Source organism: Novosphingobium sp., from assembly GCF_965214355.1.
Classification (GTDB): Bacteria; Pseudomonadota; Alphaproteobacteria; order Sphingomonadales; family Sphingomonadaceae; genus Novosphingobium.
The window spans coordinates 2,800,969-2,823,373 of the sequence record NZ_CBDCBI010000002.1 but is presented as its reverse complement, the minus strand read 5'-3'; the positions used below and the strand labels follow the sequence as shown (position 1 = coordinate 2,823,373).

Genomic DNA, 22,405 nt, shown 5'->3' with positions numbered 1-22,405 from the left:
GATGAGCCCCGAAACCCATATCACCAACTTGCTCCACCTCTACGCCGAACTGATCGATCTGGGGCAGCTGGAGGCGGTCGCCGCGCTGTTCGATCATGCCGAGGTCACCTTCGGTGGCGGCCGCGTCGTGCACGGCGGCGCGGCGATGCTGCCGGAATGGCGCGCGTTCGTAAAAATCCATCCGTGCGGCACCCCGCGCACCAAGCACGTGATCACCAATGCGATCGTCGCTGTCGATGACGGTGCACACACTGCGACGTGCCGGTCGTATTATACGGTGTTCCAGCAAACGCCGGCATTGCCGCTGCAGGCGATCATTGCCGGGCGCTATCACGATACATTTGCCTGCGTGGGCGGTGAGTGGCGCTTTGCCACGCGCGACTATGCGCTGGTCGACCTGATCGGCGACCTGTCGCAGCACTTGCTGCTGCCCGTGCCGGTCCAGACGCATTGAGGAGAGTTGAATTGGGGATCTGCGACAATCGCACCGTCATCATCACCGGCGCCGCGGGCGGGCTGGGGCGCGCCTATGCGCTGGCCTTTGCCGCCGAGGGCGGCAATGTCGTGGTCAATGACATCGGTACGTCGCTGGGCGGCGAGGGGCGCGACACCAGCGCCGCCGACGCGGTGGTTGCCGAAATCATCGCGCACGGCGGCAAGGCGATCGCAAACTACGAAGACATTACCGACTGGGATGCCGCGAAACGCATCGTCGAGGCCGCTCTGGCCGCGTTCGGCGACCTGCATGTCGTGGTCAACAACGCCGGCATCGTGCGCGATCGTATGTTCGTGTCTGCAACGCCCGACGAATGGGATGCGACGATGCACGTCCATCTGCGCGGCCATTTCTGCCTGAGCCGCCATGCGGTCGATTACTGGCGCGGCAAGCAGAAGGCGGGGCACAATCCCGATGCGCGGATCATCAACACGTCTTCGGGTGCAGGGCTGCAGGGGTCGATCGCGCAGGCCGCTTATGCCACGGCCAAGGGAGGGATCGCGGCGCTGACACTGGTCCAGGCGGCCGAACTCGGGCGCTATGGCATCACTGCCAATGCGCTGGCGCCATCAGCACGCACGCGCATGACCGAACTGGCCTTTGCCGACAAGATGGCAACGCAAGCCGCGACATTCGATGCGATGGACCCTGCCAATGTTGCGCCGACCGTGGTCTGGCTGGGCAGCAGCGAAAGCGCCGATGTCACCGGCTGCGTGTTCGAGATCGAGGGCGGCAAAGTGATGCTGGAGGACGGCTGGCGCGAAGGGCCGGTCGTCGATGCGGGCAAACGCTGGGACCCGGCGGACCTGGGCCCGGTGATCACGCGGCTGGTGTCGGAACGCAACCCGCCGCGCAAAGTGTGGGGAACCGCCTGACATGGAATTCGCCTTTACCGAAGAACAGCGGATGATCGGCGAAACCGTGCGCGGCTTCTTTGCCGAACACGCGACCAGCGCGCGCACGCGGACGGCGATGTCTGGCACGGGGATCGACCGCCAACTGTGGGGCGCGTTCGCCGGCGAACTGGGTCTGGCCGGGATCGGCCTGCCCGAGGAATACGGCGGGGTCGGGCTCGGCATGGTCGAACTGGCGCTGGTGGCCGAGGCCGCCGGCACGCATGTCGCGGCATTGCCGCTGCTCGGCCACGTCATGCTGACCCAGGCCATCGCCAAAGGCGGCACCGAGGCGCAGAAATCCGCATGGCTGCCGCCCCTGGCCAGCGGCGAACTGATCGCGACGGCCGCGTGGCAGGCCGATCCGGTGGTGCGTGACGGGCGGATGTCGGGCACGTTTTCGTACCTGCCGCATGGCGCCGTGGCCGATCTGATGCTCGTCCATGGCAAAGACGGCGCGTGGATCGTCGATTTGAAAGGTGCAGGCGTGACGATCACGGCGCACGTTACGATGGACCAGACGCGCCCGTTGGCCAGCGCGGAGCTGGTGGACGCGCCGGCCGATGCGCTCGAACTCGGTGATATCGCGATCGCGGCTGCCCTGGCCGCTGGGTGGATCTGTCTTGCCGCCGAAGCCTTGGGCGCAGGCCAGGCCGCGATCGATCAGACCGTCGCCTATTCGCGCGAACGCGTGCAGTTCGGACGGCCGATCGGATCGTTCCAGGCATACAAGCACCGGCTTGCCGATATGGTGGTCGAGATCGAACAGGCGCGCTCCGCCGTGTGGTGGGCGGCCTGCGCGGTCGATGAAAATTCGGACGAAGCGGCGCTGGCGCTGCATGCGGCCAAAAGCTTTGCCGCCGACACCGCGTTCCTGTGCGCGGGCAACATGATCCAGTTGCACGGCGGGATCGGATTTACCTGGGACCACGATGCGCATTTGTATTTCAAACGCGCGCGATCGATCCAGACGCTGCTCGGCACCGGGGCGTACCACCGCGAGGCGGTGGCCGGCATGATCCTGGGGGCCGCAGCATGAAGCTGGGATTTTCACCCGCCGAAGAGCTGTTCCGCGCCGAATGCGCCGAGTGGCTGCAGGCGCAGATGGCCGGGACATTTGCCGACATCAAGGGCATCACCACGCTGACTGCCAAGGCGGAACGGCGCAAGGAATGGGAACAGCATCTGGGCGAGCACGGCTGGTCGTGCATCGGCTGGCCCAAGGAATGGGGCGGACGCGATGCGACGCTCGCCCAGCAGGTGATCTTTGCCGAGGAATATGCACGTGCGGGCGTACCCGGCCGGGTCAATCACATCGGCGTCGAACTGGCCGGGCCGACTTTGCTGGCTTTTGGCACACAGGCGCAGAAACAGCGCTTCCTGCCCGATATTGCCGCAGGCCGGACGATCTTCTGCCAGGGTTTTTCCGAACCGAACGCCGGGTCCGATCTTGCGTCGGTGCGGACAAAGGCGCGGCTGGAAAACGACGAATGGGTGGTCAACGGGCAGAAGATCTGGACCAGCCTCGCGCATATTTCCGACTGGATTTTCGTCATCGCGCGCACCGTCGAAGGGTCGAAAGGGCCCAAGGGGCTGACGTTCCTGATGATGCCGCTCGATCAACCGGGGATCGATGTGCGCGGCATCACCCAGATCAACGGCGATGCCGAATTCAACGAGACGTTCTTTACCGATGCGCGCTGCAGGCACGACAGCCTGATCGGCGAGGCCGGCGGCGGCTGGGCGATTGCGATGGGCTTGCTCGCGTTCGAGCGCGGGGTTTCGACGCTGGGCCAGCAGATGTCGTTCCGCAACGAGCTCGATGCGGTGATCGCTGCGGCAAAGGCCAATGGCGCCGCGCACGATCCGCTGATCCGCCAGCGTATCGCCAAGGCCGAAATCGGCCTGCGCCTGATGCGCTATGGCGCGTTGCGGATGCTGTCGAACACCGACAATTCGGCGATCGACGGCGCCGCGCTGACGTACAAGATCCAGTGGGCGACCTGGCGGCGGACCCTGGGCGAACTGGCGATGGATGTGCTGGGGCAGGCAGGCGAAGTGACGCATGGCGACACCTACGAATGGGACCTTCTGCCCAACCTGTTTCTGTTCAGCCGGTCGGACACGATCTACGGCGGGACCAACCAGATCCAGCGCAACCTGATCGCCGAACGGGGCTTGGGCCTGCCGCGCGAACCGAGAGGTGATTTGTGACCGTTCCTGTACCCGCCTATCCCACGCCGCTCGGCCTGCTGAAAGGCAAGACGGTCGTCGTGACCGCAGCCGCCGGCACCGGCATTGGCTTTGCCGTCGCCAAACGCGCCGCCGAGGAAGGCGCGCGCGTGTTGATCAGCGATTTTCACGAGCGCCGGCTGAACGAATCCGCCGACCGCATCGCCGCCGAAGTGGGTTGCGAACGCCCGGTGACGTGCGTGTGCGATGTGACCAGCGAAGCGGCGGTACAAGCCTTGCGTGACGCAGCGCTTGCCGCATTCGGTCATGTCGACGTGCTGATCAACAATGCTGGCCTCGGCGGCGAAGTCGATGTGATCGCGATGACCGATGACCAGTGGCACCGCGTGATCGACGTCACGCTGACCAGCCTGTTCCGCATGACCCGCGCGTTTCTGCCCGCGATGTACGAGCGGCGCGCGGGCGTGATGGTCAACAACGCCTCGGTGCTCGGCTGGCGCGCGCAACGCGGGCAGGCGCATTACGCGGCGGCCAAGGCCGGCGTGATGGCGTTTACCCGCTGCACCGCGCTCGAAGCCGCCGACCACGGCGTGCGCATCAACGCGGTCGCACCCAGCCTGGCGATGCATCCGTTCCTGGCCAAAGTGACGACCGAGGAGCGCCTGGCCGAACTCGTCAAGACCGAGGCCTATGGCCGCCCCGCCGAAGTGTGGGAAGTGGCCAATGTCATGCTGTTCCTCAGCTGCGACTTGTCGTCGTACATGACCGGCGAAATCGTACCCGTTTCGAGCCAGAAGGCATGACGCGCGTCTATGCGGCACCTGCCGACCTGATCGGCCAAGAGGGCGCTGTGCTGGGCCCGACCGACTGGCTGCTGATCGATCAGGCGCGGGTCGATGGCTTTGCGCATGTGACCAACGATCACCAGTGGATCCATGTCGATGTCGAACGTGCTGCCGCAGGGCCGTTTGGCGGTACCATCGCGCATGGCTATCTGACGCTCAGCCTCGTCAACCATTTCCTGCCCGAACTGATCGAAGTGCGCGGGTTTGCGCATGCGGTGAATGTCGGGGCGGATCGCCTGCGTTTCCTCAGTCCGGTCAAAGTCGGCAGCCGCATCCGCGCGACAGGCGAAATCATCAGCGTCGAAGAGATCAAGCTGGCGATCCAGTCGGTCGTGCGCGTAACCATCGAAATCGAAAATCAAACCAAACCGGCTTGCGTGCTCGACACGATCAGCCGGTATTTTCCGGAGTGAATGCGATGCCCGAAGCCGCCGTTATGGAAGCCGCCGTTCATGCCTACGTCGCAGCCTTTGCCGCAAAGGACCCCGCCGCTGTCGCTGCGCTGTTTGCGCCCGATGGCCGCGTCGAAGACCCGATCGGGTCACCGCCGCATGTCGGACACGACGCGATCCAGGCGTTCTACGCCGCATCGATGCAGACCGGCGCCAAGCTGCGGCTCGAAGGTCCGATCCGCATTGCCGGAAATTATGCAGCCTTTGCCTTCTCGGTGCTGCTACACTGGGATGGCAGTGACAAACATGTCGATGTGATCGACACGTTTCTGTTCGACGAGGCGGGCAAGGTCACGCAGATGCAGGCGTATTTTGGCCCGACCAATATGCACGGGTTTGCCTGAAAGGATCTATCATGCGTGAAGCCGCCATCATTTCCACCGCGCGCACCGCCATCGGCAAGGCCTATCGCGGCGCGTTCAACGATACCGAAGCGCCGGTCCTGGCAGCGCACGTCGTCGATGCCGCGATCGCCCGCGCCGGGATCGATCCGGCACGGGTCGACGACGTGTACCTTGGCGTGGGCAACCACTGGAATACGCAAAGCTACAACCTGGGCCGGCTGACGGTGCATGGCTCGGTACTGCCTGATACGACCGGCGGGTTCACGATGGACCGCAAGTGTTCGTCGGGGCTCAATGCGGTCGCATTTGCGGCGCGCGGGATCATGACCAACGAGATCGACGTGGCGATTGCGGGCGGGATGGAAAGCATCTCGCTGACGCTGAACAAGCATGCGCCCGCCTATCGCAACCGCTCGCAATTCGTGATCGATCACGATCCCTATGCCTACATGGCGATGATCGAAACCGCCGAAGTGGTCGCCGAACGCTATGGCATTTCGCGCGAGGACCAGGACCATTTCGCCGCGCAATCGCAGCAGCGCGCGGCCGCCGCGCAAGCCGCGGGGAAATTCGATGACGAGATCGTGGCTATTACTGTCCAGAAAGCCCTGTTCGACAAGCAGGGCGAGGAAACCGGCAAGGAGACCGTGACGATCACTGCCGATGAAGGCGTGCGCGCGGGCACGACGTATGAAGCGCTTGCCGCGCTGAAACCGGTGTTCAAGAATGGCCTGGTCATTGCCGAAGGTCACCATATCACGGCGGGCAATGCCAGCCAGCTTTCCGACGGCGCATCGGCGGCGGTGGTCATGGACCTGGCGATGGCGCGGCAGGAAGGCCGGCCGGTGCTGGGCATCTATCGCGGGTTCCAGGTTGCCGGCTGCGATCCCGATGAAATGGGTATCGGTCCGGTGTTCGCCATCCCCAAACTGCTCGATCGTGCCGGAGTCCGGCTCGAAGACATCGGACTGTTCGAAATCAACGAAGCGTTCGCCTCGCAGGCGATCTATTGCCAGCGCAAGCTGGGGATCGACCCCGAAAAGCTGAACGTCAATGGCGGCGGGATCGCGGTCGGGCATCCGTTCGGCATGACCGGATCGCGGCTGGTCGGCCACGCGCTGATCGAGGGCAAGCGGCGCGGGGTGAAATATGTGATCGTGTCGATGTGCGTGGCAGGCGGCATGGGCGCGGCCGGGCTGTTCGAAATCGCATGACCGAAACGCCGGGCAACTGGCCCGCGACCATTCCCGGGGCGGCGGCGCACGCGGCGCAGACCTGGCCCGATGCGCCCGCGCTGATCGTGGGCGAGCAAAGCTGGACGTTTGCGCAAGTCTGGTCCGATGCGCGCGCTGCCGCATCGGCCATGCTTGCCGCCGGGCTGCGCCATGGCGACCGTGTCGGGATCTGGGCGCCCAACACGCGTGAATGGATCCTCGCGGCATTGGGCGCGCAAAGCGTGGGCGCTGCGATCGTGCCGATGAACACGCGTTTCAAAGCGCGCGAAGCGGGCGATATCCTGCGCCGTTCGCAGGCGCGATTGCTGTTTGCGCCGGCGGATTTCCTGGGTCAGGATTATGCCGCGCTGATCGCGGGGGAGGACTTGCCCGACTTGCGCGAAGTCATCGCGATCGACCGCGATTTTGCCGCGTTCGTCGCGCGCGGGCAGGGCAGCGATGATCCGGCGGTCGATGCGGCGCTGGCCGGTGTCGGCCCCGATGATATCTGCGACGTCATCTTTACCTCGGGCACCACCGGGCGGCCCAAGGGCGCCCTGACCGCGCACCGCCAGGTGCCGCAAAGCTTTGGCGACTGGGCCGTGCGCGTCGATCTGCGTGCAGGTGATCGCTATCTGATCGTCAACCCGTTCTTCCACACGTTCGGCTACAAGGCGGGCTGGGTCGCGTGCCTGGTGCGCGGCGCGACGATCCTGCCCATGACGACGTTCGATACCGCCGAAGTCGTGCGCCAGATCGAACACAACCGGATCACGTTCATCCCCGGACCGCCGACGATCTACCAGTCGTTGTTGCAGGCGGTGGCAGGCAAACCCGACTTTTCCTCGTTGCGCGTGGCCGTGACGGGCGCGGCGCCGGTGCCGCCCGCGCTCGTCGATCGCATGCGGACAGAACTGGGCATGCAGAACGTCGTCAACGGCTACGGCATGACCGAATGCGGCGTCATTTCGATGACCCGGCGGGGCGACGACGCGCAGACTGTGGCGTATACCTGCGGCTATCCGATGCCGGGGCTGGAAGTGCGCTGCGTCGACGCGGGCGGCGCGGACCTGCCCCCGGGGCAGGCCGGCGAATTGTGGGTGCGCGGGCACGCCGTCATGCGCGGCTATCTCGATGATCCTGTCGCAACGGCCGAGGCGATCGACGCCGACGGCTGGCTGCGCACCGGCGATATCGGTACGATCGACGCGCGCGGCTATCTGGCGATCACCGATCGCAAGAAAGACCTGTTCATCTCGGGCGGGTTCAACGTCTATCCCGCCGAGGTCGAAAGCCTGCTGTGCGCGCACCCCGCGGTGGCGCAGGCAGCCGTGGTCGGCGTGCCCGACGCGCGGCTGGGCGAAGTGGGCCAGGCGTTCGTGATCCTGCGCAACGGGACGCAGGCGAGCCCGGCGGACCTGACCGCCTGGTCGCGCGAGACGATGGCCAATTACAAGGTTCCGCGTGCGTTCGTGATCGTGGCCGATTTTCCGCGCAATGCCGCAGGCAAAGTGTTGAAGACCCGGTTGCGCGATCGCGTCGTATAATTCTGCGGGCGGACCCGGCTCCTGCCGAACGCTGGTCAGACCGTCCTTGAGGCTGCTAACGTCTGCAGATGAAGCACGTTCAGGCAAAATCGAATATGGGGCTGGTGGTCGGCGCTTCGGCGGCGGCCAGCGCGTTCGAATGGTACGATTTCTATATCTTTGGCACGCTGGCGCCGGTCATTTCGGCCAAGTTCTTTGCCGGGCTGACCCCGACGGCGGCGTATATCGCGGCGCTGGCGCTGTTCGGTGCAGGGTTCGTGTTTCGGCCGCTCGGCGCGCTGATCTTCGGGCGGGTGGGCGATCAGCTGGGCCGCAAATCCGCCTTCCTGATCACGGTGATGATGATGGGCGGCGCGACGTTTGCGATCGGCCTGTTGCCCACGTATGGCCAGATCGGGATCGCGGCCTCCGTGCTGGTCATCCTGGCGCGCATCGTCCAGGGCACCGCGCTTGGCGGTGTCTATGGCGGCGCGGCAATTTCGGTGGCCGAACATGCGCCGGCGCCGGTCCGGGGCTATCTGGGCTCGTTCGTGCAGATGTCGGCGCCCATCGGCCTGCTGGTTGCGCTGTCGGTGGTGCTGGCGTTGCGCACCGGGCTGGGGGCGGTTGCGTTCGATGCCTGGGGCTGGCGGCTGTGCTTTCTGGCTTCGGCCGGATTGCTCGCGATTTCGGTATTCATGCGCCTGAAGATGACCGAAAGCCCGCTGTTTTCGGCGCTTGAAGGCACAGGCGGGGGGCCTGCGCGCGCGGTCTATCGCGAAACGTTTGGCGATGCGGGCAATCTGCGGCTGATCGCGGTGGCGTTCTTCAGCATGATGTGCGCGCAAGGCGCGGTGTTCTACACCGCCTATTTCTACGTGCAGGTGTTCCTCGAAAAATCATTGGGGCTCGATCCCAGGCTCAGCGGCGCGCTGCTGATGGGTGTGGTCCTGCTCACCGCGCCACTGTTCGTGCTGGCGGGGTATCTGTCGGACCGGATCGGGCGCAAGCCGGTGATGCTGGCAGGCATGCTGCTCGCGCTGGTGGCGTATTTCCCAGCGTTTCATGCGATGCAGACCGCAGGCAATCCGGGGCTTGCCGCGGCGCAGGCCACCGCGCCGATCGTGGTCGTGGCCGATCCCGCCGATTGCGTGACGGCGTTCGATCCGGTGGGCAAGGCCCAGTTCCATTCGTCGTGCAATCTGGCGAAGGCGTTCCTGGTCGGTGCCGGTGTCTCGTATGGCCAGCGCGCAGCGCCGACGGGCACCCCGGCGCAGATCGAAGTCGGTTCGCTCGTGGTCGGGTCGCCGGGCACAGCGGATTTCAGGCTGCGGGCGCGCGCGGCGCTGACGGCGGCGGGTTATCCGGACAAGGCGGTGCCCGATGCCGCTGCGCTGTTTGGCCTCATGCTGGTGTTCGGCGTCAGCGCGGCGCTGCTGTATGGCCCGCTGTCGACCGCGGCGGTCGAACTGTTTCCCACGCGCATCCGCTATACCGCGATGTCGGTGCCTTACCATGTCGGGGTCGGCTGGGTCGGCGGGCTGTTGCCGTTCAGCGCATTTGCGATCGTGACCGCGACCGGAAACCTGTTCGCCGGCCTGTGGTATCCGTTTGTGTTCACCGCGATCAGTTTCGTGTCGATGCTGGTGTTCATGCCCGAAACGCGCAGGCGCTCGCTGGATTTCTAGAAGAGATACCGGCTTACGCATCGAGCGAGCCTGACTGGCGCGCGCCAGGCGCCGCCTCTCCCGGCCAGATGACGCGCCACAGCCCCATCACCGGCACCAGCACGGCCATGCCGATCAGGATCCCGATCAGCCGTTCGCGCGCCGGGCCGATCTCGGCAATCGCATAGCTGTCGGGCACCAGTGTCACGAGAATGGCGAGCGTGAATTGCGTGCCGATATACGCGCGGTCGCCACGCCCGTTTTCGATATGCCGCCCGATGAACACGCCAAGCGCGGTGCCGACAATCAGCGTCACCGCGTGCCCGCGCCCCGCGATCAGGAACACCGCCGCCAGCACCGCGCCCGACAGGCAGCCGGCAATCCGGTACACCAGCCGCCGGCCGACCAGCGCAAAGCCATGCGTGCCCATGCTCGACATTGGCACCAGCAGCACCGCCATGACTGTCACCGTGCTCTGCGCCAGCTCGGGAATGTGCCAGACGTGCCACAGCCACGGGATCAGCGCGAGCGCGAGTGCCGCCTGCGCGGCATGGCGCGCCGCATGCGGGTGCCACCCGCCGGGCAGGCGCGGTGCGGGGCTGGTGCCCACCGGCCAGCGCCGGCGCGCGGTGAATTGCGACACGACATTGACGATCAGGCACGCCGCCGTACCCGCCACGACTTCGGCAATGCGCGTCGCGGCAAATGGCAGCAACGCGTGCCCCGGGTGTTCGACCGCGCCGTACAGGATCATTTCGAACGTCAGCCCGATGAACAGCCAGCCATAGGCATTGCGCCCGGTCAGCGCGCCATACAGCGTCGCCGCGCCGATCAGCGCCCCGATTATCGACACCAGCGGCGTCGATCCGGCAACCGCCGGCACCAATGCGAGCGCCATAGCCGCGCCCAGCGCCGTGCCGATGATCCGCAACACGCCGCGCAGCATGGATTCCGACAGGTGACTGCGCATCACCATATAGCCCGAAAACGCGGCCCAGCTGACATTCGTCGCGCCGATGCCATGCGCAATCAGGATTGCGAGCAGCACCGAGACAATGCATTCGACTTCGTCGAGCAACCGTGGTCCCGGCGTGACGAGCGCGCCCAATTCACGCGCGAGCCACTTCAGGCGGGTATCGGCGGCAGGCTGCATCGCGCCGCCATAGCGAACATGGCGCCCGCCGAACAGCCGGCCGCCGGGTACCAAGGTTGTTAGCCCATAAGCGTGAAGACAAGCACAAACGAGCCTCCGGCGGCCAAGGGCGGTGCAATCGGAGACATAGGTAACATTTTAGACCGGCAACATAGGTAACAGATTTGGCCCAGATTGTGGGTTCAAAGCTGGCTCGTACGAGCCAGCTTTGAACCCACAATCTGGGCTGACTGATCACTCAGGGTTGCCAGATCGATCCAGCGGAAGCGTACGGTCCAGTCTCCATTGTCGCGTTGGACGATGGCTACGGTTTCGTTGGCCAAAGCTTCAGTGATGTAGAGTGTTTTGTCGCGCCAGCGAACCAGACCCTTGGCTGTGACGGGCAGGACGTAGTGGTCGTCAGGATAGTCCCATGCGTCGATCTTGTCGGGAAACTGCCTGGTCGAGGCTGTGTGGACCGACGCCGGGCAGATCTGTCCCAGTGCTTCGTGAGGGCGGTAGGTGTTGTAGAGGTGCCGCCAGGTGTCAAACCGGGCCTGCTGTTCACGCAGCGTATCTGCCGGTGGTGCGGCGGTGTCTTCGGCAAGGGTACGATGCATCCGCTCGTGACGACCATTCTGATCAGGGCGGCCCGGGGTTATGTATTCGGGCATGACGCCAAGCTTCACCAACCACACTGAAAACCGGGTCAGTCCGCCGAGCCCCCGGCTCATCCCGAACGGATGGCCATTGTCCGTGCGAAGCGATGCTGGCAAACCCAACTCTTTGAAAGATTGTTCGAAAAGTGGAATGACGCTTTCCATGTCGGCGCGTGGCACGGCCTCGCAGCGGATCAGGTAGCGGCTGTAATTGTCAGTGATCGTCAGCGGCTCGCAGCGCACACGATCACCTGTCCGAAACCAGCCTTTGAAATCTGCAGACCATATCTCGTTGGCGGCCTGCGGGATCGCCGGCTGGCCATGGCCCGCGCCCCCGGAGCGCCGAATACGCCGCGTCTGGCTCAGTTCCTTGCGCCGCAAAAGGTCGCCGATCGTGCTTGCCGCTGGCCAGTGCCCATCCGGAACATCCAGCGCCAGGCGCGCCAGCAGCTTGCGCGGCCCCCATGTCGGAAAGCGCTCGCGAAGCCCTAGGATCGCCGCTTCGGTCTGTGCGTCTATGCGCCAGGGTATCGTCTTTGGCGCCCGGCTCTGCTCCGACAGACCCAACGCTCCCAGCTCCAGATAACGTGAAAGCCATTTGTACCCCGTCTTCCGGCTGATCCCGTACTGCGAGCACAAATCACCAATCGGCACCTCTTTCTTGAGGCACGCAGCCACAAACCCAAGCCGGCTGTCCATAACACTTTGACCTGTAAAGGGCATCGAACGGTCCTCCCGCCCGATACTCTGAACTGTTACCCATGTTGCCGGTCCAAAGTGTTACCTATGTAGCCGGTCTATACCGGCCATCGCCCTTGGAACCCGTTATTTCGGCGTTGGCGTCGAACGCTTGCCTGGTCTTCTGACGACTGCGGCGGGAGACAATCTGCCGCGTTGCGGCGGACGCAAATGCCCGGATGGCGAGCATTTCCAGACAAACACGGGATCCAAGGGCCCTTGGCCTTTGGCCGCCGGAGGCCCCTTACCTTAGCGCCTCCGGGTTGAAGGGGAGGGGGGAATGTCCGGTCACGCCGCCGATTGCGCGCTTCCGCTTTTGGCTCTCGCCAGATCCAGCGCGATATCCACGAGCATGTCTTCCTGGCCGCCGACCATCTTGCGCCGGCCCGCTTCGGCCAGGATCGAACGGGCATCGACACCATGATCTTCGGCGGCCTTCTCGGCGTGGCGCAGAAAGCTGGAATAGACGCCGGCATGGCCGAGCATCAGCGTTTCGCGATCGACCCGCACCGGCCGATCCTGCAACGGCCGCACCAGGTCTTCGGCTGCATCCATCAGCGCATACAGATCGCAGCCATGGTTCCATCCCATGCGATCAGCCGCGGCGACGAACACCTCGAGCGGCGCATTGCCCGCGCCCGCGCCCATTCCGGCCAGGCTGGCATCGACGCGGATCGCGCCGTTCTGCACCGCGACGATCGAATTGGCGACGCCCAGGCTCAGGTTGTGATGCGCATGCACCCCGCGCTGCGTTTCGGGTTTCAGCACGCGGTCATAAGCCTGCAACCGCGCGGCGTATTCGTCCATGTTCATCGCGCCGCCGCTGTCGGTGACATAGACGCAATGCGCGCCGTAGGTTTCCATCAGCACGGCTTGCTGCGCCAGCGCTTCGGGGCTGCTCATGTGGCTCATCATCAGAAAGCCCGATACGTCCATGCCCAGGTTGCGCGCGGCCTCGATATGCTGGCGCGACACGTCGGCTTCGGTGCAATGCGTGGCGATGCGCACCGATTTGACGCCCATTTCACTGGCATGTTTCAGATCGTGCACGGTGCCGATGCCGGGCAGCAGCAAGGTGGTCAGCACGCTGTGTTCCAGCACTTCGGCCACCGCGCCGATCCAGTCCCAATCGGTGTGTGCGCCGAACCCATAGTTAAAGCTCGACCCCTGCAACCCGTCGCCATGCGCGACTTCGATCGCATCGACCTTTGCCGCATCGAGCGCGCGCGCGATCGCCTTGACATGGTCCAGCCCATACTGGTGGCGGATGGCGTGCATGCCGTCGCGCAGCGTCACGTCCTGGATATACAGTTTCTGCGTGATGGGATCCAAAGTCATGCCGCAATCCTTTCGGCGATCTTTTCGGCGGTCCTGAGCGCGGCCGAAGTCATGATGTCGAGGTTCCCGGCATAAGCCGGCAGGTAATGCGCCGCGCCCTCGACTTCGAGGAAGACACTGACTTTCAGTCCGGTAAACGAGGTGCTGCCCGTGCTGGCCATTTCGGGAATGCGCAACGGCTGGTTGTCGCCGATGCTTTCGAACTGCACCGCCTGTTTCAGGCGATAGCCCGGAACATAGCTCTGCACTTGCGCGACCATCGCATGAACGCTCTCGCGGATCGCCTCGCGGTCGGCATCCTCGCACAGGCAATAGACGGTATCGCGCATGATCAGCGGCGGTTCGGCGGGGTTGAGCACGATGATCGCCTTGCCACGCGTGGCGCCGCCGACATCGATGATCGCCTGGCTGGTGGTTTCGGTGAATTCGTCGATATTGGCGCGGGTGCCGGGGCCGGCGCTCTTCGAACTGATCGAGGCGACAATCTCGCCGTAGTGCACTTTGGCAACACGGTTGACCGCGGCAACGATCGGGATTGTCGCCTGGCCACCGCAGGTCACCATATTGACATTGGGGGCATCGAGATGGTCGTCGCCGTTGACCGGCGGGATCGTGTAGGGCCCGATTGCCGCAGGGGTCAGGTCGATTACGCGTTTGCCGTGCGCCTGCAACACTTCGTTGTTGTGGTGATGCGCGCCGGCACTGGTGGCGTCGAACACGATCCTGATATCGGCAAATTCCGGCATCGCGATCAACCCGTCGATCCCGTCGGACGTGATCGGCACGCCAAGCCGTTCGGCGCGCTTGAGCCCGTCGCTGGCGGGATCGATCCCGACAAAGGCACCCATTTCCAGCACGCTGGATAGGCGCATGATCTTGATCATCAGGTCGGTGCCGATATTGCCGGAGCCGATGATCGCAACTTTTATTTTAGACATGATATCAGCCTTTTGCATAAGTAAATGCGCACGAGCCGAGCCCGCCGACAAACGCTTCGACCCGGTCGCCCGGGGTCAGTGTGACCATCGGGCCAAGCGCGCCGGCCAACAGCACGTCGCCCGCGCGCAGCGGCTCGCCCCGCGCAGCCAGCGTCTGCGCCAGCCAGGCCGCCGCCTTGAGCGGATGGCCAAGTGCCGCCGCCCCGACGCCCAGCGACACGATCGCACCGTTGATCTGCATGACCATGCCCGCGGTCCAGATATCGAGGCCATCGAGCGGCTTGCCCGCATCGGCCAGCACGAAGAACGCCGATGACCCGTTGTCAGCCACGGTGTCGGCAAAGGCGATCTTCCAGTCGGTGATGCGTGAATCGACAATCTCGATCGCAGCGTGAACGCTGGTCACGGCGGCCGCGACCTGTTCGGGCGTGGACTGCGGATCGGGCAGGTCGGCGCCGAGCACGAAGGCGATTTCCGCCTCGACCTTGGGCTGCAGGCAGGTCGCAGGATCGAGATGGCCGCCATCGGCAATCCGCATGTCTTCGAACAACACGCCGAAATCGGGTTGATCGACGCCCAGCTGCATCTGCACGGCCCTGGCGGTCAGCCCGGCCTTACGCCCGACGATGCGCCGGCCCTGCGCCTGCCAAAAGCGGGTGTTCAACGTCTGCACCGCATAGGCGCCTGCGACATCGACCGGGCCGAGCCCGTCGCGCATCGGCGCCACCGCGCCGCTGGTGTATGCATCGCGCAACCGCTGCGCGAGGTCCTCATGGGTCGGGGTGGTCATCCGGCATCCTCTGGTATCCTGGCGACTGGTCTAATGCCTGCCGCGCGCGGACACCAGACGGCCGGCCAGGCAAAATCTCACGATGTGAGATGATTGCAGCTGGCCGGCCAATGCCGCATCAGTCGCGCGGCACGTCGAGATAGCAGCCCGATTGCGCCAGGACATCGACCGCGCTGTCGCTCATCACCGGGCTTGGGCCATCCACTGCACAGCATCTGCGCCTGCCGGTATCATCAGCGGCGCGGCAGGGTCGGTCGCCGCCATCCAAACGCACGCCGAACCTGGCAAAATCGCCCCGACCATGACCATTGTCGATGGTCGCATCGCGTGGAAGGCTCGCCAGCGATAATCCGGCGGAGGCGTTTTGCGGGGGGCGTCCTGCGCCCTTAGATCGCTCCGGCTTTCAATTGCCCGACTGCATAGTCGCAGGCGCGCGCGGTCAGTGCCATGTATGTCAGCGATGGGTTCTGGCACGCCGACGAACTCATCTGCGCGCCGTCGGTCACGAACAGGTTGGCGACATCATGCGCCTGGCTCCATTTGTTGAGCACCGATGTTTTGGGATCGTGGCCCATCCGCGCTCCGCCCATTTCGTGGATCGCTGTCCCGCCGGCGCCGGGCTGATCCGAACTGACGATAACCTGCCCCCCGACAGCCGTCATCATTTCTACCGCGTCGGATCGGGCCTGGGCGAGAGCGGCGTGCTCCTCCTTGCCGAAAGCAAATGCGATATCGAGCATGGGAAGCCCGTTGGCATCCGTGCGCGTGCGGTCGAGGGTGAGGCGGTTGGTTGGCCGCGGCACGCAATCGGCAAAGGCGACCATGACCATTTTCCACATGCCCGGTTTTTGCAGCGTATCCTTGTAGCCGGCACCGATGCCCGCCATCCGCTTGCCCTGGGTCCAGGTCGGCTGAAGCGCGCCGCCCTGAAACGAATAGCCCCGCGTGTGACCGATCCCGTCCATGACATCCATATTGCGATAGCGCGCCAGGATGGTCCCGGTCGGCCGGTTGCCGAAGGTGGTGTGCGCTTCGAAACCCGGGATCAGCGCCATCGCCGAAAGCGTGTTGGCGTGGTCCATGATATGCGTGCCGAGCACGCCGCTGGAATTTGCAAGGCCGTTCGGCGCCGCTTGCGTCGCGGAATTGAGCAGGACGTGGACGGAATTGAAAGCGCCGGCGTTGAGGAACACCATGCGCGATGTCGCGCGGTTGCGCGCCTTGGTCTTGGTGTCCACCCAGCGCACGCCGGTCACCCGCTTGTTGGCCGCGTCATATTCGACCGCTTCGACGACCGCGTCGGTGATCAGCGTCAAACGGCCGGTCTTCATCGCCGCAGGCAGCGTGCTCGACTGGGTCGAGAAGTAGGCCCCGAACGAACACCCGCGCGCGCAGATATTGCGGTTCTGGCAATTGCTGCGGCCTTCGTCGGGCTTTGCTTCGGTCATGTTGGCAGTCCGACCGATCGTCAGGCACCGTTCCGGCCATTTGGCGCGTATCCGCTCGCGCAAGGCCTGCTCAACGATATTGAGCTTCATCGCTGGCTGAAAGCGGCCGTCGGGAAGCTGTTTAAGGCCTTCTGCGGCGCCGGATACGCCGATGAACTGTTCGACTTTGTCGTACCAGGGGGCAAGGTCGGCGTAACGGATCGGCCAATCGGTGCCATGGCCATCGCGCGCGTTGGCGCCAAAGTCATAGTCGGACCAGCGATAGGACTGGCGGCCCCAGGTCAGCGAGCGGCCGCCGAGCTGATAGCTGCGAAACCAGGTGAAATCGGTGCCGGGCGCGCTTGCATACGGGTTTTCGCGATCGTTGACGAAGTGGCCCTGCGTGTATTCGGTGAAGCTGCGGTTGAGCATCTGCACCGGATAGTCGCGCGCAAAGAGTTCGGCATCGCCCGAACCGCGGAACGGCATCTCCCACGGCGCCTTCATTTCGGTGTCATAATCCTGCTGATGGCGGATTTCGCGACCGCGTTCGATCATCAGCACCTTCAGGCCGGCCTCGGTCAGTTCCTTGGCGGCCATGCCGCCGGTGATGCCCGAGCCGACTACGATTGCGTCAAATTGCATGGTCATGCTTTCCATCACCCGAAATCCACCGCAGTCCAATCGTTCGAAAACGCGCGGGTTCCAGGGGTTACGGGAACGTCGGGGTCAAATCGGCCGGGCACGGGTTCGTAACGCAGTTCCTGCGACCCGCCGGTCTCTGTGGTGTAATACCCGATGAGGATCAGGGTCTTGATCCTGCACCACGGCGAGGGGTCGGCAGCCGGCGGGCCAGGCGGATAGGCCTGCGCATCGAGCGCGGCGAGGATGGCGCTGCGTTCGGTTGCCGGACGCTTGAGAAAATCCCCATGCGCGCGCTGGTCGAGCACGCTTTCCAGCCAGTCGACATGGCGCAGGGACTTGTCGCTGCGCAAAAACGGGGAAAACCCGGGCGTTGTGGCATATAGGGACAGCGGTTGGCGGGTGCCTTCAAGCCCGTGTGCGAGCGCGATCAGGACAAAGTCCCCCACCGCCAGCTCGCCCGCGCCTTTGGTGTGCGTTGCCGGGATCACCAGGTCGCTCACCTCGCGCAGCAGCCGCCGTTGCCGATCGGTCGGGGCTTCGCCGGGTTCGGGCGACATGGCGTGCGCGGCGGTAACCGGGATGCCCGCGGCTATCGCGAACAGCGTTGCACCGCCCAGAAAATCCCGCCGAATCCACCCGCTCATGGCACAGTTCCTATCAATTTGCGGTTGAGCGCGCGATGCGGTGGCCCGGGCCCAAGAATGCGCCCGGGCCACCGCCGATCATGCCCATGCAAAGGCGATGGCTCACGCCACTGTCACCAGTTTTTCGTCGGTGTTGAACGAAGGAAACGGCATGTAGGAAATGCGCAGGCGTTGGCGCAGCGCCAGCGTATGTTCGCCAGCGGGAAAGCCGCCCGGCCATGCGACCGTAATTGTCGCGGGTGCACCGAATGGCCAGCGGCGGTCGAACGCCGTTTCCATCTCGTCCAGCGTCAGCGGACCTTTGCCTTCGTCGAACGTGACAGCTGCGCGCGGCAGCTCGACGCCGTCGAGCGAAACCTGCAGCTCTTCGATCATCGACAGGCCCAGGCCGCGATAATAGCCCAGTTTGGTAACAAAAGAAAATCCGGTGGGCGCGTCAGCCGGGCCACTATTACGAACGGTCGCCGCATCGATGATATATTTGTCGAACATCAGTTTGCACTTTCTACAAAGCCGCGCGTGTGCAGCCAACGCAGCATGACATCCATCCAACCCTGTTCGGGCGACCCGGCCGGTCCTACTGAAAAACCATGACCACCCGTCGAAAACATATGGAATTCTACCGATTTGCCCGCATCGCGATAGCTTTCGATCAGCGGCAGGCCCTTGGTCCGCGCCAGCAGGAAATCGTCGGCGGCGATCGCGACGAACATCGGCGGCGCGTCGGCCGGGACGACCATCGGGCCCATGTTGGGATAGATCGGGGCGATGAAATCGGGTTTGTCCGCGCCGCCTTTCTCCACGACGCTGCGGCTCAGAAGACCGCCCGCCGAAAAGCCCATGAAACCGATCTTGTGCGGATCGATGTCGAACGCCGCAGCATGGGCTCGCACATGGCGAAGCGCCGCGATCCCGTCGTCTAGAGCGTCCTTGGGCGTCTCACCTGGGGGCGCAAACACCGCTTTTTGTCCGTGAATCATCTTGTCGAGTTCGGCAACAAACACTTTTTGATCGGCGGGCGTTGGCAACGTGCGATATTTCAGCACGAAGGCGGTGATACCATGGTTGGCAAACCAGCGCGCCGCGTCCCAGCCTTCCTTTTCCATTTCCAGGCCAAGGAACGCACCGCCGGGTGCGATGATCACCGCCGCACGGCTGTGGTGGCCCGCCGGGCGGAACGCGGTCAGGGTTGGCCGGGTGACATTGCGGACCCCGAAGCGTCCGTCATCGAGGTGCCAGACTTCCTTTTGCGGCGCGGCAGGCGCGGGCAGGTCCACCGTGTCGGGCTGCACCGGTGCCGGCAAGGCCTCGGTGCCCATGCCGGGCAGCTGTGCAAACGCGGCAACCGGCAGGGCGGCGCCGGCCAGCACCAGGCTTGCGACAAGATGCTGCTGAAAATGTTTCGGTTTCATCACGCTTATGCCTTCTGCCTGTTTTCGGTTTCTGCCTGGGCGATCAGCCGGTCGAACATGGCATGCTGGCGACGAACCTGTTCGCGGCTGTCGACCGGATGCACATCCTGGATCCAGCGATTGCCTTCGTACTCGCTCGACAGCGTGCCTTCCCAGCGAACTTTGACCAGTTCGCGGATGACTTCTTCGTATGCCAGTGAAGGATCCCGGCAATCCTCGGTCATTTCATAGAATTTGGCCTGGATATGGCGGAAATAGGGGGCAAAATCGCCAATTCTCTTCGGATTGGCATAAGGCGCATGGCGCAAGGTTTCGGCCATCGCCACTTCGGCCTTGTTGCCCTGCATCTTCACCGCGACTTCGTAGATGGTGTATTCCGCCATCACTTTCTGCTCATGCTGATCGACGATGAATTGCGCCACTTCGGGCCGGGCACCCTGCCGCTCGAAACGGGCGCGAAATGCGGGCGGGTAATGCTTCATGAAAATGCCCATGTCGGGCAGGATGCCGAGATGGCTGGTGCCCAGGCGATCGGCAACCTCGATCGTGCGCAGGATCCAGGCATGATCGAGGTACCACGGCGCATGAACCTCCACCCCCATGTGGACATTCAGCTTTTCGGCCATGGGCACGCATCTTTCCAGGATGTCGGGCCGCACGAAGATCAGCACGCGCATGTTGGTGATGCCCAACCGGTTGGCGAGGACAAGGTCGCGGTGAATGCTTTCGACCTGTTCGTCGTCGGTCATCAGGCGGTCCTTGCGCCGCTTGGTGTCGAGGAACATGTCATAGCAGGTGAAATGCGCGCCATGGCGGGCGAGCATGTCGCGCCACTGTCCGATCTGGGCGTCGGTAATGTCGGGAAACGTCGGCATGTTCTGTTCGGGCAGAATTTCGATCCCCGCCGCGCCGATGGTTGCGGCAAACGCGACGCAATCCTCGACGGTCATCTGGCCCAGGAACATTTCCTCCTGGAAGCTGTAAAGACTGACGCCGCGCGCAATTCTGGACATGATCAAACCTCGGAAAGGGAAGGGGGGGATGCGCGCCGGCCAGCCAGCGCGAGATTGACAACAAATGCCGTCGCCAGCCCGAACGCGCCGGCGGCCACGAAGGCGCCCTGCATGGACCCGGCATGAAGCCGGACACCACCGATCAGAATAGGCGATACGAACTGGCCGAAGAAGAAACAGGCGGTCCACACGCCCATGCCGCGACCGCGATGTTCGAACGGCAGATAGCTTTGGGCCCAGACGATCAGGGTGGGGATCGCCATGCCGACGCCGGTCTGCTGAACGACCATGCCGGCGATCATGCCGCGCCAGTCATGGGCAAATCCGATCATGCCGAGCCCGACGCCGAGCAGCGCAAGAAACACGGTCAGCCGCAAGCGCGGCGACTGCTTGCCAAGGATCCAGTAAACGCCCGAACCGACCACCGTGAACAGGCTGGGAACAGCGCTCAACCGGCCGATATCGGCAGCGCTCTGAACGCCGGCTTCCTGCCAGGCGCTGGCCCCGTTGATGATGAACACGTAACACAGCGCCGAGGCCACCAGTGTGACCGGCGCAAAGGTCAGCACGCCGGACCATGGAAACGGCGCATCGGGCGCGGTTCGGGACGCTGTGCGAACGACAGGCTCCGGTTCATACAGAAACAGCCACACTGCGATGAAGATCGGAACGGCAACAAGATAGATGAGGAACGACGCGTTCCATCGCAGCGACGTGACATAGCCCGACAGGAAAATCACGCCCGACGCAGCAAACGGCCCCGCCATGCCCTGCAAGGTCAGCCAGTTGCGCCTGCCCTGTTCGTCCCAGTAATCGGCGATCAGCGTGTTGAGCGTGGTAAGCACCGCGGCCTCGGACACACCCAGCAACAGGCGCGAGGCATAAATCGCATCGAGATTGTCGAGAAAGAACGGCGCTGCGCCCAGCAGGCCATAAAATCCGGTCGCAATCAGCAGCAGTCGGCGGCGGCCGAAGCGATCGACCGTGATGCCCGCTGCAAATGCGAGCAATGCAATGGTGAGGCCAGGCGCCGATACGGCGGAAGGGACTTTGATCTGCGCGTTGGGGACGGCAGAAAAATGCGCAATGATCGATGGGATGGCCGGGAACAACGAGACGATCGCCAGGATCGGCAGGAACCCGGCTGCAATCACCGTCAGGCCTTGGGCAGTGCCCGGGCTGGTCGCCCTTACCCTTGTGATCGACATCTCTCACCTTGATCGACTTGCCGGGCTTGATCCGGTTATATGATCAGTGATTAGATTTGTCCCGGCCGCACTGTCAAGGAGTTTTGGTGCCGCGTGGATGGCAACGTTTGAAAACAGGCGGGTGCGTCAGCGAACGATGACAAGACGGATCGCCTGGCGCACGATGGCATCAGCCGCAGCGTCGGACTGGTCTTCGCTGATCTCGTCGTGCGGCTGGATCATCTGGCGATCCCGCATCAGCGCAAAGCCGTACATTGCCGACCATACCGTAGCGAGGCAGGCGCCGAAATCTTCTTGCGGCAAGTGCGGGCCTGCCAGTTTCATGGCGTTGCGGAACACCTGGTAGCCGCTTTGCTGGGCTTTCAGGATTGCCGGATCAAGCACCGGCCGGGTCAGTTCGCTCTCGTACATCAACTCCATCAGTCGGCGGTGCTTTTGGGCGAAACGCAGAAACGACATGCACACGCGATAGAGGATTTCAGCGCCTTCAAGGTGAAGCTGCGCCTCGCGCATCGCATCCTCGGTCAGAATTTTGTATCCCTCCATCGCCACCGCGATCAGCAACGACCTTCGGTCGGGAAAGTGATGATAAGGCGCCCCGGGCGACACCCCGACCACTTGCGCGAGTTTGCGCACCGACAGGTCGTCGTGCCCCTGATCCTCCACATAAGCGAACGCTGCGGCCAACAGGTCCTCTTTCAGATTTTCGCGGTGATATGACGGTTTCGGCGTGCCCATCTCGGTTTCCTTTGCGGTTCGGCTAATCGGTTGTGCGGGCACTTGACAACCCTCTCCAGGAAAAATAAACGAAGCACATCTAATCGGTGATTA

23 protein-coding genes are annotated in these 22,405 nt (G+C 63.9%); 10 read left to right on the top strand and 13 right to left on the bottom strand.

Going from position 1 to position 22,405, the window contains the following annotated elements; all coding sequences use genetic code 11:
• Position 1: 1 nt before the first annotated feature.
• The 10 genes from ACOOE2_RS13240 (at position 2) to ACOOE2_RS13195 (ending at position 9,651) form a co-directional block, all read left to right on the top strand.
• Entirely contained in the window at positions 2-454 is a 453-nt protein-coding gene (locus ACOOE2_RS13240) for a nuclear transport factor 2 family protein (protein WP_420383458.1), read from the top strand.
• An 11-nt stretch (positions 455-465) separates the two neighbouring features.
• Positions 466-1,371: an SDR family oxidoreductase gene (locus ACOOE2_RS13235; protein WP_420383457.1), complete on the top strand. Its 906-nt coding sequence runs from the start codon at positions 466-468 to the stop codon at positions 1,369-1,371.
• A gap of 1 nt (position 1,372) precedes the next feature.
• Positions 1,373-2,428 carry an acyl-CoA dehydrogenase family protein gene (locus ACOOE2_RS13230; protein ID WP_420383456.1) on the top strand — a complete coding sequence of 352 codons (1,056 nt, stop codon included), beginning with the start codon at positions 1,373-1,375 and terminating at the stop codon, positions 2,426-2,428.
• Positions 2,425-3,603: an acyl-CoA dehydrogenase family protein gene (locus ACOOE2_RS13225; RefSeq protein ID WP_420383455.1), complete on the top strand. Its 1,179-nt coding sequence runs from the start codon at positions 2,425-2,427 to the stop codon at positions 3,601-3,603. Before ACOOE2_RS13230 ends, ACOOE2_RS13225 begins: the two co-directional genes overlap by 4 nt.
• Positions 3,600-4,385, top strand: coding sequence for an SDR family oxidoreductase (locus ACOOE2_RS13220; protein ID WP_420383454.1), 786 nt, complete (start codon positions 3,600-3,602; stop codon positions 4,383-4,385). Before ACOOE2_RS13225 ends, ACOOE2_RS13220 begins: the two co-directional genes overlap by 4 nt.
• Complete coding sequence (locus tag ACOOE2_RS13215; RefSeq protein WP_420383453.1) at positions 4,382-4,840, top strand: MaoC family dehydratase; 459 nt, start codon at positions 4,382-4,384, stop codon at positions 4,838-4,840. Before ACOOE2_RS13220 ends, ACOOE2_RS13215 begins: the two co-directional genes overlap by 4 nt.
• 5 nt (positions 4,841-4,845) lie before the next feature.
• On the top strand, positions 4,846-5,223 hold the full coding sequence (locus ACOOE2_RS13210; RefSeq protein ID WP_420383452.1) for a nuclear transport factor 2 family protein: 378 nt from the start codon (positions 4,846-4,848) through the stop codon (positions 5,221-5,223).
• An 11-nt stretch (positions 5,224-5,234) separates the two neighbouring features.
• Complete coding sequence (locus ACOOE2_RS13205; protein ID WP_420383451.1) at positions 5,235-6,437, top strand: acetyl-CoA C-acyltransferase; 1,203 nt, start codon at positions 5,235-5,237, stop codon at positions 6,435-6,437.
• Positions 6,434-7,984 (top strand): FadD3 family acyl-CoA ligase, encoded by a 1,551-nt coding sequence (locus tag ACOOE2_RS13200; RefSeq protein WP_420383450.1) that lies wholly within the window; start codon positions 6,434-6,436, stop codon positions 7,982-7,984. Before ACOOE2_RS13205 ends, ACOOE2_RS13200 begins: the two co-directional genes overlap by 4 nt.
• A 68-nt stretch (positions 7,985-8,052) precedes the next feature.
• Positions 8,053-9,651, top strand: coding sequence for an MFS transporter (locus tag ACOOE2_RS13195; RefSeq protein WP_420383449.1), 1,599 nt, complete (start codon positions 8,053-8,055; stop codon positions 9,649-9,651).
• Between the two features lie 13 nt (positions 9,652-9,664).
• Here the strand turns inward: ACOOE2_RS13195 and ACOOE2_RS13190 are convergent, their stop codons facing one another.
• From ACOOE2_RS13190 to ACOOE2_RS13130, 13 genes are all read right to left on the bottom strand, one after another.
• Positions 9,665-10,837, bottom strand: a complete 1,173-nt coding sequence (locus ACOOE2_RS13190; RefSeq protein ID WP_420383448.1) for an FUSC family protein — start codon at positions 10,835-10,837, stop codon at positions 9,665-9,667.
• 128 nt (positions 10,838-10,965) lie between these two features.
• On the bottom strand, positions 10,966-12,120 hold the full coding sequence (locus ACOOE2_RS13185) for an integrase core domain-containing protein (RefSeq protein WP_420381167.1): 1,155 nt from the start codon (positions 12,118-12,120) through the stop codon (positions 10,966-10,968).
• Between the two features lie 327 nt (positions 12,121-12,447).
• The gene (gene dmpG, locus ACOOE2_RS13180) at positions 12,448-13,497 is read right to left on the bottom strand and encodes a 4-hydroxy-2-oxovalerate aldolase (protein ID WP_420383447.1); all 1,050 of its coding nucleotides are present in this window, start codon (positions 13,495-13,497) and stop codon (positions 12,448-12,450) included.
• On the bottom strand, positions 13,494-14,435 hold the full coding sequence (locus ACOOE2_RS13175) for an acetaldehyde dehydrogenase (acetylating) (protein ID WP_420383446.1): 942 nt from the start codon (positions 14,433-14,435) through the stop codon (positions 13,494-13,496). The genes dmpG and ACOOE2_RS13175 overlap by 4 nt, the downstream gene beginning before the upstream one ends.
• Positions 14,436-14,439: 4 nt before the next feature.
• Positions 14,440-15,225 (bottom strand): 2-keto-4-pentenoate hydratase, encoded by a 786-nt coding sequence (locus ACOOE2_RS13170; protein WP_420383445.1) that lies wholly within the window; start codon positions 15,223-15,225, stop codon positions 14,440-14,442.
• Positions 15,226-15,343: 118 nt separating this feature from the next.
• Positions 15,344-15,499, bottom strand: a complete 156-nt coding sequence (locus ACOOE2_RS13165; protein ID WP_420383444.1) for a hypothetical protein — start codon at positions 15,497-15,499, stop codon at positions 15,344-15,346.
• A 112-nt stretch (positions 15,500-15,611) separates the two neighbouring features.
• The gene (locus tag ACOOE2_RS13160; protein WP_420384613.1) at positions 15,612-17,297 is read right to left on the bottom strand and encodes a GMC oxidoreductase; all 1,686 of its coding nucleotides are present in this window, start codon (positions 17,295-17,297) and stop codon (positions 15,612-15,614) included.
• Positions 17,298-17,311: 14 nt separating this feature from the next.
• Positions 17,312-17,941: a gluconate 2-dehydrogenase subunit 3 family protein gene (locus ACOOE2_RS13155; protein WP_420383443.1), complete on the bottom strand. Its 630-nt coding sequence runs from the start codon at positions 17,939-17,941 to the stop codon at positions 17,312-17,314.
• A 102-nt stretch (positions 17,942-18,043) separates the two neighbouring features.
• A complete protein-coding gene (locus ACOOE2_RS13150; RefSeq protein WP_420383442.1) occupies positions 18,044-18,433 on the bottom strand; it encodes a C-glycoside deglycosidase beta subunit domain-containing protein in 390 nt (129 codons plus the stop codon).
• Positions 18,433-19,353 carry an alpha/beta hydrolase gene (locus ACOOE2_RS13145; RefSeq protein WP_420383441.1) on the bottom strand — a complete coding sequence of 307 codons (921 nt, stop codon included), beginning with the start codon at positions 19,351-19,353 and terminating at the stop codon, positions 18,433-18,435. Before ACOOE2_RS13145 ends, ACOOE2_RS13150 begins: the two co-directional genes overlap by 1 nt.
• A gap of 5 nt (positions 19,354-19,358) precedes the next feature.
• Positions 19,359-20,366, bottom strand: coding sequence for a sugar phosphate isomerase/epimerase family protein (locus ACOOE2_RS13140; protein WP_420383440.1), 1,008 nt, complete (start codon positions 20,364-20,366; stop codon positions 19,359-19,361).
• A gap of 2 nt (positions 20,367-20,368) precedes the next feature.
• The gene (locus ACOOE2_RS13135; RefSeq protein WP_420383439.1) at positions 20,369-21,574 is read right to left on the bottom strand and encodes an MFS transporter; all 1,206 of its coding nucleotides are present in this window, start codon (positions 21,572-21,574) and stop codon (positions 20,369-20,371) included.
• 126 nt (positions 21,575-21,700) lie between these two features.
• Entirely contained in the window at positions 21,701-22,312 is a 612-nt protein-coding gene (locus tag ACOOE2_RS13130) for a TetR/AcrR family transcriptional regulator (RefSeq protein WP_420383438.1), read from the bottom strand.
• Between the last annotated feature and the right edge of the window lie 93 nt (positions 22,313-22,405).

Excerpts from the sequence above, each read along its gene's own strand:
- ACOOE2_RS13240 (WP_420383458.1), top strand. The coding sequence starts at position 2 with ATGAGCCCCGAAACCCATATCACCAACTTGCTCCACCTCTACGCCGAA.
- ACOOE2_RS13230 (WP_420383456.1), top strand. The coding sequence starts at position 1,373 with ATGGAATTCGCCTTTACCGAAGAACAGCGGATGATCGGCGAAACCGTG.
- ACOOE2_RS13225 (WP_420383455.1), top strand. The coding sequence starts at position 2,425 with ATGAAGCTGGGATTTTCACCCGCCGAAGAGCTGTTCCGCGCCGAATGC.
- ACOOE2_RS13215 (WP_420383453.1), top strand. The coding sequence starts at position 4,382 with ATGACGCGCGTCTATGCGGCACCTGCCGACCTGATCGGCCAAGAGGGC.
- ACOOE2_RS13210 (WP_420383452.1), top strand. The coding sequence starts at position 4,846 with ATGCCCGAAGCCGCCGTTATGGAAGCCGCCGTTCATGCCTACGTCGCA.
- ACOOE2_RS13205 (WP_420383451.1), top strand. The coding sequence starts at position 5,235 with ATGCGTGAAGCCGCCATCATTTCCACCGCGCGCACCGCCATCGGCAAG.
- ACOOE2_RS13200 (WP_420383450.1), top strand. The coding sequence starts at position 6,434 with ATGACCGAAACGCCGGGCAACTGGCCCGCGACCATTCCCGGGGCGGCG.
- ACOOE2_RS13195 (WP_420383449.1), top strand. The coding sequence starts at position 8,053 with ATGAAGCACGTTCAGGCAAAATCGAATATGGGGCTGGTGGTCGGCGCT.
- ACOOE2_RS13185 (WP_420381167.1), bottom strand. The coding sequence starts at position 12,120 with ATGGACAGCCGGCTTGGGTTTGTGGCTGCGTGCCTCAAGAAAGAGGTG.
- dmpG (WP_420383447.1), bottom strand. The coding sequence starts at position 13,497 with ATGACTTTGGATCCCATCACGCAGAAACTGTATATCCAGGACGTGACG.
- ACOOE2_RS13175 (WP_420383446.1), bottom strand. The coding sequence starts at position 14,435 with ATGTCTAAAATAAAAGTTGCGATCATCGGCTCCGGCAATATCGGCACC.
- ACOOE2_RS13170 (WP_420383445.1), bottom strand. The coding sequence starts at position 15,225 with ATGACCACCCCGACCCATGAGGACCTCGCGCAGCGGTTGCGCGATGCA.
- ACOOE2_RS13160 (WP_420384613.1), bottom strand. The coding sequence starts at position 17,297 with ATGCAATTTGACGCAATCGTAGTCGGCTCGGGCATCACCGGCGGCATG.
- ACOOE2_RS13155 (WP_420383443.1), bottom strand. The coding sequence starts at position 17,941 with ATGAGCGGGTGGATTCGGCGGGATTTTCTGGGCGGTGCAACGCTGTTC.
- ACOOE2_RS13150 (WP_420383442.1), bottom strand. The coding sequence starts at position 18,433 with ATGTTCGACAAATATATCATCGATGCGGCGACCGTTCGTAATAGTGGC.
- ACOOE2_RS13145 (WP_420383441.1), bottom strand. The coding sequence starts at position 19,353 with ATGAAACCGAAACATTTTCAGCAGCATCTTGTCGCAAGCCTGGTGCTG.
- ACOOE2_RS13140 (WP_420383440.1), bottom strand. The coding sequence starts at position 20,366 with ATGTCCAGAATTGCGCGCGGCGTCAGTCTTTACAGCTTCCAGGAGGAA.
- ACOOE2_RS13135 (WP_420383439.1), bottom strand. The coding sequence starts at position 21,574 with ATGTCGATCACAAGGGTAAGGGCGACCAGCCCGGGCACTGCCCAAGGC.
- ACOOE2_RS13130 (WP_420383438.1), bottom strand. The coding sequence starts at position 22,312 with ATGGGCACGCCGAAACCGTCATATCACCGCGAAAATCTGAAAGAGGAC.